At 64.1% G+C, this 12,844-nt stretch carries 12 protein-coding genes; 8 read left to right on the top strand and 4 right to left on the bottom strand.

Annotated features, from left to right (window positions below):
- Positions 1-31: 31 nt before the first annotated feature.
- From LDZ26_RS05240 to aceA, 3 genes are all read left to right on the top strand, one after another.
- Positions 32-301, top strand: coding sequence for an acyl-CoA-binding protein (locus LDZ26_RS05240; RefSeq protein ID WP_175940104.1), 270 nt, complete (start codon positions 32-34; stop codon positions 299-301).
- 438 nt (positions 302-739) lie between these two features.
- The gene (locus LDZ26_RS05235) at positions 740-2,386 is read left to right on the top strand and encodes a DEAD/DEAH box helicase (protein ID WP_244848477.1); all 1,647 of its coding nucleotides are present in this window, start codon (positions 740-742) and stop codon (positions 2,384-2,386) included.
- Positions 2,387-2,769: 383 nt separating this feature from the next.
- Complete coding sequence (gene aceA / locus LDZ26_RS05230; protein WP_175940102.1) at positions 2,770-4,077, top strand: isocitrate lyase; 1,308 nt, start codon at positions 2,770-2,772, stop codon at positions 4,075-4,077.
- A 90-nt stretch (positions 4,078-4,167) separates the two neighbouring features.
- Here the strand turns inward: aceA and LDZ26_RS05225 are convergent, their stop codons facing one another.
- Together LDZ26_RS05225 and LDZ26_RS05220 are read right to left on the bottom strand one after the other, a co-directional pair.
- Complete coding sequence (locus tag LDZ26_RS05225; protein WP_244848476.1) at positions 4,168-4,602, bottom strand: universal stress protein; 435 nt, start codon at positions 4,600-4,602, stop codon at positions 4,168-4,170.
- Positions 4,603-4,704: 102 nt separating this feature from the next.
- A complete protein-coding gene (locus LDZ26_RS05220; protein ID WP_244848475.1) occupies positions 4,705-5,619 on the bottom strand; it encodes a LysR family transcriptional regulator in 915 nt (304 codons plus the stop codon).
- Between the two features lie 139 nt (positions 5,620-5,758).
- Between LDZ26_RS05220 and LDZ26_RS05215 the strand changes: the two genes are divergently transcribed.
- The 3 genes from LDZ26_RS05215 to LDZ26_RS05205 all read left to right on the top strand — a co-directional run bounded on the left by LDZ26_RS05215 (position 5,759) and on the right by LDZ26_RS05205 (position 8,658).
- Positions 5,759-6,580 carry a haloacid dehalogenase type II gene (locus LDZ26_RS05215; protein ID WP_244848474.1) on the top strand — a complete coding sequence of 274 codons (822 nt, stop codon included), beginning with the start codon at positions 5,759-5,761 and terminating at the stop codon, positions 6,578-6,580.
- Between the two features lie 42 nt (positions 6,581-6,622).
- Positions 6,623-8,233 carry a malate synthase A gene (gene aceB / locus LDZ26_RS05210; protein ID WP_244848473.1) on the top strand — a complete coding sequence of 537 codons (1,611 nt, stop codon included), beginning with the start codon at positions 6,623-6,625 and terminating at the stop codon, positions 8,231-8,233.
- Positions 8,234-8,397: 164 nt separating this feature from the next.
- On the top strand, positions 8,398-8,658 hold the full coding sequence (locus tag LDZ26_RS05205) for a DNA-binding protein (protein ID WP_159835951.1): 261 nt from the start codon (positions 8,398-8,400) through the stop codon (positions 8,656-8,658).
- A 9-nt stretch (positions 8,659-8,667) separates the two neighbouring features.
- Here the strand turns inward: LDZ26_RS05205 and LDZ26_RS05200 are convergent, their stop codons facing one another.
- Both LDZ26_RS05200 and bamC read right to left on the bottom strand, forming a co-directional pair.
- Positions 8,668-8,958, bottom strand: a complete 291-nt coding sequence (locus LDZ26_RS05200) for a putative quinol monooxygenase (RefSeq protein WP_244848472.1) — start codon at positions 8,956-8,958, stop codon at positions 8,668-8,670.
- A 478-nt stretch (positions 8,959-9,436) separates the two neighbouring features.
- Complete coding sequence (gene bamC, locus LDZ26_RS05195; protein ID WP_244848471.1) at positions 9,437-10,639, bottom strand: outer membrane protein assembly factor BamC; 1,203 nt, start codon at positions 10,637-10,639, stop codon at positions 9,437-9,439.
- Positions 10,640-11,028: 389 nt separating this feature from the next.
- On the opposite strand from bamC, the gene LDZ26_RS05190 reads away from it, so the two are divergent.
- Positions 11,029-11,484, top strand: coding sequence for a DUF2844 domain-containing protein (locus LDZ26_RS05190; RefSeq protein WP_244848470.1), 456 nt, complete (start codon positions 11,029-11,031; stop codon positions 11,482-11,484).
- Positions 11,485-11,501: 17 nt separating this feature from the next.
- The gene (locus LDZ26_RS05185) at positions 11,502-12,791 is read left to right on the top strand and encodes a DUF3443 domain-containing protein (RefSeq protein WP_244848469.1); all 1,290 of its coding nucleotides are present in this window, start codon (positions 11,502-11,504) and stop codon (positions 12,789-12,791) included.
- The last annotated feature ends 53 nt before the right edge of the window (positions 12,792-12,844 follow it).

Here is a 12,844-nt window from a genome sequence, read left to right as displayed (position 1 = left end):
GTCTGCATCTCAAATTCGATAGGACGCCCGCATGACCGACATCGATCAGCAATTCGCCCGCGCGCAAGCCGAGGTCACGCAGTTGCCCGAGCGCCCCGGCAATCTCACGCTCCTGCGTCTTTACGCGCTCTATAAGCAGGCGAGCGTCGGCGACGTGCAAGGCGACGCGCCCGGCTTCACCGATATCGCCGGCAAATACAAGCACGAAGCCTGGGCCGCGCTGAAAGGCACGCCGGCCGATACCGCAAAGGAGCGCTACGTCGAACTCGTCGAGTCGCTCAAGCGCGGCGAGGCAGGCTGACCGAACCACGTGTGCCGCGCGCCGTCGATGCCCTCCGATGGCGCGCGAATGCGTCAAACTGTGGCGCGGTGCAGCAAATTCCGATATACTTCTTGTCATGCAGCTTGATTACGTGGCGCACGCCGCAAGGCAACGTGCCCCGTTTGAAAGCGCTTCGTAGCGTTTCGCTCCAATCCAGTTTAGAAACTGTCCCTTCCCTGCCAGGCCGTAGCGCATCGTTTATGCGCTATTCATTTCGCGGCCCGTCATGCACCAGGCTGACGTCAGTGCTTAAGCGCCCTGACGTATCCGATACAGCTTCTAACAACGATGCTCGCCGTCTGTTTGCGCGAGTTGCCCCCGTTTTTCGATTTGCTCGCTGTTTCTTCGCTCGCTGAATCCAACGACCTGGGTATGCCGATTGGCGCCGACGCCTTATTTCCCGTTTCAAGGATCGACATGACTTCGAGCTTCACCCCCAGCCCGTTGGACAACATCGCAGCACAAACGCTTGGCATTTCCCCGGACGCCGACACGGCCGCACCCGCAGCTTCGGCCGCTGCCTCAGCCGAAACGGCTCCCGCAGTGCCCGCCGGCCCCACTTTCGAATCGCTCGGTCTTTCGGCCGATATCGTTTCCGCATTGACCGAAGCCGGCTACCAGTCGCCGACGCCCGTGCAGCAGCGCGCGATTCCCGCCGCGCTCGCCGGCCGCGATCTGCTCGTTTCGAGCCCGACCGGCTCCGGCAAGACGGCGGCGTTCATGCTGCCGGCCATCGAAAAATTCGCGCAACTAGAAAAGCTCCAGGCGCAGCAGCCGCGTCAGCCGCGCGACCCGAACGCCCGTCCCGGCCGCCGTCCGCAGCCGATCGCGCGCCCGCAGTTGCTCGTGCTCACGCCGACGCGCGAACTCGCAATGCAAGTGTCCGCCGCCGCGACCACGTACGGCCGCCATCTGCGCCGCCTGCGCACCGTCAGCATTCTCGGTGGCGTGGCGTACGGCCAGCAACTGATGCTGCTCGCGAAGAACCCTGAAATCCTCGTCGCGACGCCGGGCCGTCTGATCGACCATCTGGAGCGCGGCCGCATCGACCTGTCGAACCTCAACATGCTCGTGCTCGACGAAGCCGACCGCATGCTCGACATGGGCTTTATCGAAGACATCGAGACGATCGTCGCGGCCACGCCGGCCACGCGTCAGACGCTGCTCTTCTCGGCAACCATCGACGGCAAGATCGCGTCGCTGACCGGCCGCCTGCTGAAGGACCCGGAGCGCATCGAGATCGTGCAGAAGCTCGAAGCGCGCAGCAACATCGCGCAAACCGTGCATTACGTCGACGACCGCGACCACAAGGATCGCCTGCTCGATCACCTGCTGCGCGATACCGAGCTGGATCAGGCTATCGTGTTCACGGCGACGAAGAGCGACGCCGATCTGATCGCGAATCGTCTGTCGGACGCGGGCTTCGAATCCGCCGCGCTGCACGGCGACCTGCCCCAAGGCGCGCGCAACCGCACCATCCGCGCGCTGCGCGAGCGCCGCGTGCGCGTGCTGGTGGCCACGGACGTCGCGGCACGCGGCATCGATATTCCGGGCATCACGCACGTCTTTAACTACGACCTGCCGAAGTTCGCCGAAGACTACGTGCACCGCATCGGCCGCACGGGCCGCGCGGGACGCAGCGGCACGGCCGTGAGCCTCGTGCATCACGCCGAAATGGGCGCCCTCAAGCGCATCGAGCGCTTCGTGCACGCGCCGCTACCGGTGAACGTCGTCGCGGGCTTCGAGCCGCGCAAGTCGCCGCCGAAGGGCGGTTTCGGCGGCCGCGGCCGTCCGGGCAGCGGTAACGGCGGCCGGCGCTTCGGCAGCGGCAATGGCGGCGGACGCGGCTACGGCGCGGCAAACGCCAGCGGCTACGGCAACAAGTCGGGCGCCGGTTCGCGCGAAGGCGGCTACCGCGAAGGCGGATATCGTGGCAGCAACGCCGGCAGCGGCGACCGCGACGGCGGCTATCGCGGCGGCAGCCGCGAAGGCGGCTTCGGCCAGCGCGACGGCTACAGCGCCCGCCGCAACGACGGTCCGCGCGCACCGCGCCGCGGCAACTGATGTAAGCCCAGGGACGGCGCGATAGCGCCGTCTTCCGCCAGCAGGACAAGAAAACCGATGCCTCGCGCATCGGTTTTTTTTCGCCCGTCTTTGAATTTCATAATGCGCAACGTTTTTTTGCGTCGCAAAAGCCTTGCTGCGCGGCACAACGGGCGCGATTGCGGCATGGGAAAGGACGTTTCACTTTATGGAAAGGTGGCCTTAAGCGATTGATTTCAGGAGAAATTTATATCGGCTAAAACTCCTTGCGACAGCTTTTTATCGACCATCGACCGGCCTACACTCTTATATAAGAGTTGAGCAAAAACGCTGCGGCATTGCTCACAACGCGGTAAAGCATCGACCACGGTTTCGTGTACAGCCCAATCTCAAGGAGAAACGCCATGACCTCACGTCAACAACAAGCCCAGCAACTCCATCAGCAGTGGGAAACCGATCCGCGCTGGAAAGGCATCAAGCGCGGCTACTCGGCCGAGGACGTCGTGCGCCTGCGCGGCTCGGTGCCGGTCGAGCACACGCTCGCGCGACGCGGCGCCGAGAAGCTGTGGTCGCTAATCCAGGAAGAGCCGTTCGTCAATGCGCTCGGCGCGCTGACCGGCAATCAGGCGATGCAGCAGGTCAAGGCGGGCCTCAAGGCCATCTACCTGTCCGGCTGGCAAGTGGCCGGCGACGCCAACATCGCGGGCGAAATGTATCCGGACCAGTCGCTGTATCCGGCCAATTCGGTGCCGCTTGTCGTGAAGCGCATCAACAACACGTTCACGCGCGCGGATCAGATCCAATGGTCCGAAGGCAAGAACCCGGGCGATGAAGGCTATATCGACTACTTCGCGCCGATCGTGGCGGACGCGGAAGCCGGCTTCGGCGGCGTGCTCAACGCGTTCGAGCTGATGAAGGCGATGATCGAAGCCGGTGCGGCGGGCGTTCACTTCGAAGACCAGCTCGCCTCCGTGAAGAAGTGCGGCCACATGGGCGGCAAGGTGCTCGTGCCGACGCGCGAGAACGTCGCGAAACTGGTCGCCGCGCGTCTCGCCGCGGACGTCTGCGGCACGCCGACGCTGCTCGTCGCGCGCACCGACGCCGAAGCCGCCGATCTCGTGACCTCCGACATCGACGAAAACGACAAGCCGTTCCTGACCGGCGAGCGCACCGTGGAAGGCTTCTATCGCACGCGGCCGGGTCTCGAACAGGCCGTGTCGCGCGGTCTCGCTTACGCGCCGTACGCCGATCTCGTCTGGTGCGAAACGGGCAAGCCGGATCTCGAATACGCGAAGAAGTTCGCCGAGGCCATCCACAAGCAATTCCCCGGCAAGCTGCTGTCGTACAACTGCTCGCCGTCGTTCAACTGGAAGAAGAACCTCGACGACGCGACCATCGCCAAGTTCCAGCGTGAACTCGGCGCGATGGGCTACAAGTTCCAGTTCATCACGCTCGCGGGCTTCCACGCGCTGAACTACTCGATGTTCAACCTGGCGCACGGCTATGCGCGCACGCAGATGAGCGCGTTCGTCGAGTTGCAGCAGGCCGAGTTCGCCGCCGCCGACAAGGGCTTCACGGCGGTCAAACATCAGCGCGAAGTGGGCACGGGCTACTTCGACGCGGTCACGCAGACGGTCGAGCGCGAAGCATCGACGACCGCGCTGCACGGATCGACCGAAGACGAGCAGTTCTTCGACAAGAAAGTGGCCTAAAGCATCGCCCGAGGGCAGGCTGAATCAGGGAGAGCGGTAGAGAAAGCGGCGGCCCGGGCGCGCGTGGTAGGCACGTCGGCCGCCGCGACATCAGCGGTACACGATGACCGGGATGCGCGTGTGCGTCAGCACGCGCTGCGTTTCGCTGCCGATAAGCAGGCTTCCGAGCCCGCGACGGCCGTGCGACGCCATCAGAATGACGTCGCAGCCCTTCTGCTCCGCCGCGTCGATGATCCCGATATACGGCGCCGCCTCGATGCTCGTCACGCTGTCGCACGGCACGCCCGCCTCCTCCGCCGCGCGCTCGACGGCCCGCAGATGCTCGCGCGCCTCGCGTTCGGCGCGGGCGTGAAAGTCGTCGGGCGGCTCGACGGCGACATCCGCGAACGGCGAGTACGGATACTGCGGCAGACACGCGTAAGCGGTGATGCGCGCGCCGACCGACTGCGCGAGGTCGATCGCGCCGTCTATGGCTTTCTGCGACAGCTCCGAGCCGTCGGTCGGTACCAGGATGTGCTTGAACATGGCGTCCTCCTTCGAACGGCGGGGCACGCTTTCATTGTAGCCAGGCGGCCGCGCGGCGATGCAATCGAAATCAAGATAAGTAGGAATCCGTAGCGAGTCGCGTTACGAAACGAGCGCTTCCCAGTATCCCGGAGCGGCATAGGTATGCTTGAGCAGATCGAGAAACAGCCGCACCCGCAACGGCAGGTGCCGGCGCTGCGGAAACACAGCGTGAATACCGATGGGCGGCGCGGCGAAATCGTCGAGCACGCTGACGAGCCTTCCCGCGCCGATATCGGCGCCCACTTCCCACCAAGATCGCCACGCGAGGCCGCGCCCTTCGAGGCACCAATCATGGAGCACCGCGCCGTCCGAGCATTCCATCGTGCCGGACACCTTGATCGTCACGACCTTGCCGTCCTGCTGAAACACCCAGCCGCGCTGCTGATTGGCGGACGCGCCGAGCGCGAGGCAGTTGTGATCGGCAAGCGCGCTCAACGTGGCGGGCTTGCCGCGCTTTTGCAGATACTCGGGCGACGCCACGCAGACGCGCCGGTTTTCGCCGAGCTTGAGCGACACCAGCGACGAATCCGGCAACTCGCCGAGCCGCACCGCGCAATCGAAGCCTTCGTTCACGAGATCGACCATGCGATCCGTCAGGTCGAGGCTCACGGAAACGTCCGGGTGCAGCGCCGTGAAAGCCGCGACCAGCGGCGCGACGTGGCGCCGGCCGAAGCCCGCGGGCGCCGACACGCGCACGTGCCCGCTCGCCTTCACGCCGCCCGCCGACACGCTCGCCTCCGCGTTCTGCATGTCGTTGATGATGCGCTGACAGTCTTCGAGAAACGCGGAGCCTTCGAACGTGAGCGTGATCTTGCGCGTCGTGCGCACGAGCAGCTTCACGCCGAGCCGTTCCTCCAGCGCGTCCAGCCTTCTGCCGATGACCGCCGGCGCGATGCCTTCCGCCTGCGCCGCCGCCGAAAGACTGCCTTTCGCCGCGACGGAGGCGAACGTCTCCATCTGCTTGAACCGATCCATGCGTCTTGCTCGTCAATGCGGGACACTGGCGCACAGATTAGCTATGTAAAAGTAAAAGATCAAGTGATCTCGCCGGCCTTTTTCCACCCGTTCGATCACCAATAGAATCGACCCCGACCTCTTTATGGAGCGCACGGCTATGTCGGCCACAACGACACACGCATCGTCCACACCCTCGCCCACGCCCACGCATCTTCTTCCCCGCGCAGTCATCTTCGACGCTTACGGCACGCTCTTCGACGTTCACTCGGTCGTCGCTGCCGCCGAGCAGCTTTTTCCCGGCAACGGCCAGGCGTTGTCCCAGCTTTGGCGCCAGAAGCAGATCGAGTACACGCAGCTCCGCAGCCTCGCCGATCCGTCCGGCAGCCACTACGCGCCGTTCTGGGACATCACCATCGACGCGCTGCGATACGCAGCCGCGCGCCTCGGCCTCACGGACGCGCTGACGGCCACTGCCGAGAAGCGCCTGATGGACGAATACGCCTGCCTCTCTGCCTTCCCCGACACGCTGCCCGCGCTGAAAACGCTGCGCGAACGTCACGGTCTGCCGCTCGCGATTCTGTCGAACGGCAATCCGCCGATGCTGGACATCGCCGTCAAAAGCGCCGGCATGACGGGCTTCTTCGATCACGTGCTGTCGGTCGAGGCCGTGCGCGCGTTCAAGCCCTCCGCCGCCGCCTATGAACTCGGCCTACAGGCGTTCGGCGCGGCGGCGCGCGAGATCGTGTTCGTCTCGTCCAACGGCTGGGATATCGCGGGCGCGACGTGGTTCGGCTACACCACGTTCTGGCTGGATCGCGCGAGCCTGCCGGTCGAGGAACTCGGGGTCGCGCCGCGCGCGATGGGGCGCGGCATGAACGAACTCGTCGCGTTCATCGAAGCGGGTTGCGCGCAGCAGCCCATTGCGCTTGCCGCCGATCGCGCGGGCGCGCGAATGCGCTCGTCATCGCCGAACCAGTAGAACCCAAAAGCAAAACCGTCTGACCGACCAAGGAGAAAACACATGACGCACCCTTCGAACCCGCTCGCGTTGCCGGAAGGCATGGCCATTTCGGCTGAGATCAAGCCCGGCTTCGAAGCCATTCTGACGCCCGGGGCGCTCGCGTTCGTCGCAATGCTGCATCGCCGGTTCGAGCCGCGCCGTCAGGAACTGCTCGCCGCGCGCTTGGAGCGCACCAAGCGCCTCGACGCGGGCGAGCGCCCCGGCTTTCTCGAAGAATCGAAGGCGATCCGCGAAGGCGACTGGACCGTCGCGCCGCTGCCGAAGGATCTGCAATGCCGGCGCGTCGAAATCACCGGCCCGGTCGAGCGCAAGATGATCATCAACGCGCTCAACTCCGGCGCGGATTCGTACATGACCGACTTCGAGGATTCGAACGCGCCCGCGTGGGAGAACCAGATCGTCGGCCAGATCAACCTCAAAGAAGCCGTGCGCCGGACGATCTCGCTCGAGCAGAACGGCAAGTCGTACACGCTCAACGACAAGACCGCGACGCTGATCGTGCGTCCGCGCGGCTGGCATCTCGACGAGAAGCACGTGACCGTCGACGGCCAGCGCGTGTCGGGCGGCATCTTCGACTTCGCGCTTTATCTCTTCCACAACGCGAAGGAACTGATCGCTCGCGGCAGCGGCCCGTACTTCTATCTGCCGAAGATGGAAAGCCATCTCGAAGCGCGTCTGTGGAACGACATCTTCATCTCGGCGCAGGAAGGCGTCGGCATCCCGCGCGGCACGATTCGCGCGACCGTGCTCGTCGAGACGATTCTCGCCGCGTTCGAAATGGACGAGATTCTCTATGAGCTGCGCGAACATAGCGCCGGCCTGAACGCGGGCCGCTGGGACTACATTTTCTCGGCGATCAAGAAGTTCAAGAACGATCCCGACTTCTGCCTCGCGGACCGTTCGCAGATCACGATGACGGTGCCGTTCATGCGCGCCTACGCGCTCGAATTGCTGAAGACGTGCCACAAGCGCAACGCGCCCGCCATCGGCGGCATGTCCGCGCTGATTCCGATCAAGAACGATCCCGCCGCGAACGACAAGGCGATGGGCGGCGTGCGCTCCGACAAGGCGCGCGATGCCACCGACGGCTACGACGGCGGCTGGGTCGCGCACCCGGGGCTCGTGCCGGTCGCGATGGAAGAGTTCGTCAAGGTGCTCGGCGACAAGCCGAATCAGATCGAAAAGCAGCGCCCCGATGTGCAAGTGACCGCGCACGACTTGCTCGATTTCCGCCCGGAAGCGCCGATCACCGAAGCGGGCCTGCGCAACAACGTGAACGTCGGCATCCATTACCTCGGATCGTGGCTTGCGGGCAATGGCTGCGTGCCGATTCACAACCTGATGGAAGACGCCGCCACGGCGGAGATTTCGCGCTCGCAAGTGTGGCAGTGGATTCGTTCGCCGAAGGGCAAGCTCGAAGACGGCCGCAAGGTCACGGCCGCGATGGTGCGCGAGATCATCATCGACGAACTGGAGAAGGTGAAACAAAGCGTCGGCGGCGCGGGCAGCGATACGAAGCCGTATGAGCGCGCCGCGAAGATCTTCGAAACGATGTCGACCTCGGAGCAGTTCACCGAATTCCTGACGCTGCCGCTGTACGAAGAAATCTGAAACGCGCGTCCTTGCGTACCGCATGAAAAACGGCCCGCGGGTTCACGCCCGCGGGCCGTTCGCACATGCGAGGCGCGTCACGGGGAACGCATGGCGTGTGCTACATTGCGCATCGTCTTTTTCAACGATTCAACCGTGGAGCGCACTCGCGTGCGAACGACAGCATGAGCAATATTCAACTCGATATCGAATGGACCGACGCGGCATCGCGCAAGATCGAGAAACTGATGCCGCGCAACGCCAACAAGGACGCGTTCCTGGCGCTGCCGCCGGTCGAGTGCCTGCCGATGGAAGGCGACGTGCTGTTTCTCGGGCCGGCAGGCAAGCAGCAGCCGTTTATCGTGGCGGAACGTCAGTATCACCATGACGGCGAAGCGGACTGGACCATCATCCTGATCCTGGATGTCCCGCACGAAACGCACTGACGACTTGCTTCAGAGCAGCTTGCTCGCGACGTGCACTTCGCCGTGTTCATAGAGTTCGGGAGCCTTGGCCCTGAACGCCTGAATGTGCGCGGTCTGGCCGTGGTCTGCGAGCGCGGCTTCGCTTTCCCAACGTTCGACGAAGATAAAGCGGCGCGGCTCCTTGATGTCGCGATGCAGATCGTACTGAAGCGCGCCGCGTTCCTGGCGCGTCGGTTCGACGTTGGCTTCCAGCACTTGCCGCAACTCTTCTTCTTTTCCCGGCTTGGCGATAAAAATGGCGACCACGGCGACTTCTGACATACGCGTTCTCTCCTGTCTTCAATAAACGATTAAAAGCAAAGCATAAACGCGTGACGCAAAACGCGCCGGGAACGATTTAAACGCGCAAAGAAAAAACCCGCGTTCCGGGTGGAACGCGGGCAAAAGCCGTCGCCCTACGAGGATAGGCGACGGGGCCATCGGGACTCGCTGCCGCGAGCCGTTATCGGGTGTTGTCTGCGGGTGACTTGCTGCTCTGAATCGAGCGGCGGCGCGTCAATCACGCCATGACCGCAATGTACTGTCCCCCGTGATTTTTTTATAAGCTATTGCGCACATTGGATGATGAAAAGAATCCTCTGCGCAATATAAGCACGCTCTTCGCATGCAATTCGTCTGTCGGCGCACTTTGCATTCGGCGCCAGACTCCGCGGTTCGCCTGTATGCGTGGCGAAAAAAAACCGCCTCGTGAAGAGGCGGTTCTCATAGCGCTGAGCGACTGTGCGCTTCAGACGCCGGATCAGCTGATCTGATCAGCCAGCAATGCCATGATCTGCCGCGCTTGCGGAGACGAATCCACCTGGCCCTTGTCATCGACGATCGCCACGCGCGTTTCGCCTTCGGTAATGGCGCGCACGTTGACCTGATACTGCTTCACGGCGATTTCCTTGCGGCCGTGGAAAACCTGGCTCCAGAACCCTTGCTCGCGGGCCGACTTGTCGTTCGGGTCGGCATAACGCACGAAGTAGACGCCGCGCGCCCGGTCCCGGTCGTCCACCGTGAAGTTTGCACGGTCGAGCGCAATGCCCACGCGCAGCCACGCGCGGTCGTACGCTTCGGGCAACGTGAGTTGCGCGGACTCGGCCCGCGGCACCGTCTCATTGCGAATCGGGCTATTGCCGGCGTTCGCGACGTTCTGCGCGGCCGTGGCGGCCGCCTTGTTATCGCCGCCCTTCGCGGGCTGCGCGTTCGCGGATGCGGCCGTGTCGCCTGCGCCCGCGACACCCGCCGCCTGGCGAGAGTCAGCGATTGCCAGCGACGACATCAGCCGCTTCAGGTATTCGTTTTCGAGCGCCGGATCGTTCGGACGCGCCTGCCACTGGCTTGTGTCGTTGTTGACGCCGGTCAGCGCCTCACGCATGCCCTTCTGGCTGATGAACACGTAGGTGCCGCCGTTCGATCCCGCTTCCAGACGCGTGCGGTACTTGTTGCGCTCGGCCGTCACATACGAATTGCCGGTGGCCTTCGCGAGCGTGTCGCGGATAAGGCCGTCCGAAATCTGCGGATGCGTTTCGTTCCAGTCGGTTTCCATCACGCCCTTGTCGCGCGAATCGACGACGAGCAGGAAGCCCTGCTCCTGCCAGAAGCGGCGGATCTGCGGCCAGACCTGATCGGGCGATTTGTTGTCGATGACGAGCCAGCGCTCCGCGCCGTCGCGCTGGATATGCATGCCCGAAACCGGCGGCACCACGGTGGGCGCGTTCGGCGCGACTTTCTGAACCTGCTGAAGATCCGAGAGCGACGCCTGCCCGCCTTGCGGCGGCAACGAACGCTGGTCGACCGCTTCGTCGAGAAGGTTCGGCGGAACGGCGAGCGACGATTGCTTCGAGCGTTGATCGCTCTTGTAGTTGATCGCGGTGGGCGATGAGGTGCCGCAACCCGCCACGATTCCGGCCACCGCGAAAAGCGCAGCCATCCGCTTGGTTACACGAAAATCTGTCATGTCTGGAAAGTCCTTCCGCTACGCCACGGGGTCGTCCGTGGATCAACCCAGCATTTTACCGGTCCGGCGCAACGCCGTGCAAAAAGAGGGGTAAGCGACTCGCCGGGCGCGACCGGATGACATCGCATTCTTCTGGCCGCGATCGACGCGCGACGATGGAGTCGATCCCCATCCTTATTAGACCGCCGTCGCACACATTTGACAATTTATGACATTCGCGCAAATCGGCAATGTGCCGTTCCGTTTTCCGCAACGTCTTGAATTTTCGGACTTCTCTGCGTTTTTCCGTCGCTTTCCTAGCGCGCTCGTTCCCGTATCGCTCGCCTTCGCATTCATCTTAGAATTCTGTCTTGAAAATAGGATTGCTCCTAGAACAATCGGAGACAACGATGCGAAACATAAGATGTCCTCAGTACCTTGCCGCCGCCTGCATCGCGCTCGGCGTCAGCACGCTGTGCCATGCGCAACTCGGCGCGACCAAGCGCGCGTCGGACGCAGCGGACGGCCCGGTAGTCCACCGGGCACAGAGCGGGCTCGCGACCTACCGCGAGACGACAGATCCGCACGGCATCGTGCTGCGCGAATACGTCGATGCGGCCGGCACCGTGTACGCCGTCTCGTGGCGCGGACCGGCGATGCCGAACGTCGAGGCGTTGCTCGGCGCTTACTTCTCGCGCTTTCGGGAAGGCGCAAGCGCCACGGCGGGCGATGCCGGGCTGCACACGGCCCGCGTGTCGGACGCGGATCTGAGAGTCGAGAATCGGACGCGCCTGCGGGAATTCAGCGGGCGCGCGTGGCTCATGAGCGCGTTGCCGGCGGGCGTATCGGCAGCGGATATCCAATAAAGCGCGAGAGACCAGCCATGACCATCCGCACGCTTTGCCGCCTGCCCGTGATCGCCGTCTGCCTGCTGCTTCACGCTTGTGGCGGCGGCGGCTCGGGAAACACGACGACCGCTTCGCCAGCCGCGCCGGCACCATCGGCAGCAAGCACGCCCGCCCCGGCCAGCGCGCCGGTTGCCGCTAGCCCGCCGAGCGCCGCGAGCAACGTCGTCGTTCAGTCTGTGACGCCCAACGTGCAGCCCATTCAAGTCACGCGCATTTCCACCGGCACGCGCAACATGCTGCAAACGAGCGTCACCCTCTGCGTACCCGGCACGAACAAGTGCCAGACCATCGACAACATTCAGGTGGATACCGGCTCGCAAGGCTTGCGCGTGCTCGCGTCCGCGCTCGATCCGTCGATTGCGTTGCCTCTCGTGGCGGGCAAGACGAGCAGCGCGGGCAGTTCAGTCGTCGCGGAATGCGCGGTGTTCGGCTCCGGTTATACGTGGGGCGCGGTGCGCCAGGCCGATGTACGGCTTGCCGGCCAGGTGGCGAGCGCGATCTCCGTTCAGCTGATCGCCGATTCCGCCGTGCCCGCCGCCGCCACGGATTGCAGTCAGTCCGGTCTGCCGATGCTCACCGCGTCGAACCTGCGCGGCAACGGCATTCTGGGCGTCGGGCCGTTCACCGCCGATTGCGGCGCCGGTTGCGCTGCGTCCGCGATGCCGCGCTGGTACTACGACTGCACGTCGAGCGCGTGTTCCGCCACCACGGTCGCCGTCGCGCAGCAAGTGACGAATCCGGTCGCACGCTTCGCCACGGACAACAACGGCGTGCTGATCGAATTGCCGGCCGTGCCGCCCGAAGGCGCGTCCACGGTCGCGGGAACGATGACCTTCGGCATCGGATCGCAGGCGAACAATCTGTTGGGCTCGGCGACGGTGCTCAAGTCCAACTCCATCACAGGCTACGTCTCGACGAACTTCGGCGGCAGCGACTACGGCTCGAGCTTCATCGACAGCGGATCGAACGGCCTCTTCTTCCCTTCGACCACACTTCCGTCCTGCGGCGCGTGGTACTGCCCGGCCACGACGCAATCGCTGAACGCGACGCTCAGTTCCGCGACCGGCGCGTCGGCCGCCGTGTCGTTTTCCGTCGCCAGTTCGACGACGCTCCTGTCGAGCAGCAATAACGCGTTCAGCAATCTGGCGGGGCCGGCGAGCGGCTACTTCGACTGGGGCCTGCCGTTCTTCTACGGCCGACGCGTGTTCACCGCGCTCGAAGGCCGCGCGACGCCAGCGGGCAACGGACCGTACTACGCGTTCTAGAAGCGCAAAAGCCGTCTCCGGCATAGCGGAGACGGCTTTTTCGAACGTGATCC

Source organism: Caballeronia sp. SL2Y3 (genome assembly GCF_022879575.1).
Lineage (GTDB): Bacteria > Pseudomonadota > Gammaproteobacteria > Burkholderiales > Burkholderiaceae > Caballeronia.
Note: the sequence above shows the minus strand (reverse complement) of the source record. Positions and strands in the feature narration are given on the sequence as shown.

What these genes read in the sequence shown, in the direction of transcription:
- LDZ26_RS05240 (WP_175940104.1), top strand. Translation starts at nt 32, where the DNA reads ATGACCGACATCGATCAGCAATTCGCCCGCGCGCAAGCCGAGGTCACG.
- LDZ26_RS05235 (WP_244848477.1), top strand. Translation starts at nt 740, where the DNA reads ATGACTTCGAGCTTCACCCCCAGCCCGTTGGACAACATCGCAGCACAA.
- aceA (WP_175940102.1), top strand. Translation starts at nt 2,770, where the DNA reads ATGACCTCACGTCAACAACAAGCCCAGCAACTCCATCAGCAGTGGGAA.
- LDZ26_RS05225 (WP_244848476.1), bottom strand. Translation starts at nt 4,602, where the DNA reads ATGTTCAAGCACATCCTGGTACCGACCGACGGCTCGGAGCTGTCGCAG.
- LDZ26_RS05220 (WP_244848475.1), bottom strand. Translation starts at nt 5,619, where the DNA reads ATGGATCGGTTCAAGCAGATGGAGACGTTCGCCTCCGTCGCGGCGAAA.
- LDZ26_RS05215 (WP_244848474.1), top strand. Translation starts at nt 5,759, where the DNA reads ATGTCGGCCACAACGACACACGCATCGTCCACACCCTCGCCCACGCCC.
- aceB (WP_244848473.1), top strand. Translation starts at nt 6,623, where the DNA reads ATGACGCACCCTTCGAACCCGCTCGCGTTGCCGGAAGGCATGGCCATT.
- LDZ26_RS05205 (WP_159835951.1), top strand. Translation starts at nt 8,398, where the DNA reads ATGAGCAATATTCAACTCGATATCGAATGGACCGACGCGGCATCGCGC.
- LDZ26_RS05200 (WP_244848472.1), bottom strand. Translation starts at nt 8,958, where the DNA reads ATGTCAGAAGTCGCCGTGGTCGCCATTTTTATCGCCAAGCCGGGAAAA.
- bamC (WP_244848471.1), bottom strand. Translation starts at nt 10,639, where the DNA reads ATGACAGATTTTCGTGTAACCAAGCGGATGGCTGCGCTTTTCGCGGTG.
- LDZ26_RS05190 (WP_244848470.1), top strand. Translation starts at nt 11,029, where the DNA reads ATGCGAAACATAAGATGTCCTCAGTACCTTGCCGCCGCCTGCATCGCG.
- LDZ26_RS05185 (WP_244848469.1), top strand. Translation starts at nt 11,502, where the DNA reads ATGACCATCCGCACGCTTTGCCGCCTGCCCGTGATCGCCGTCTGCCTG.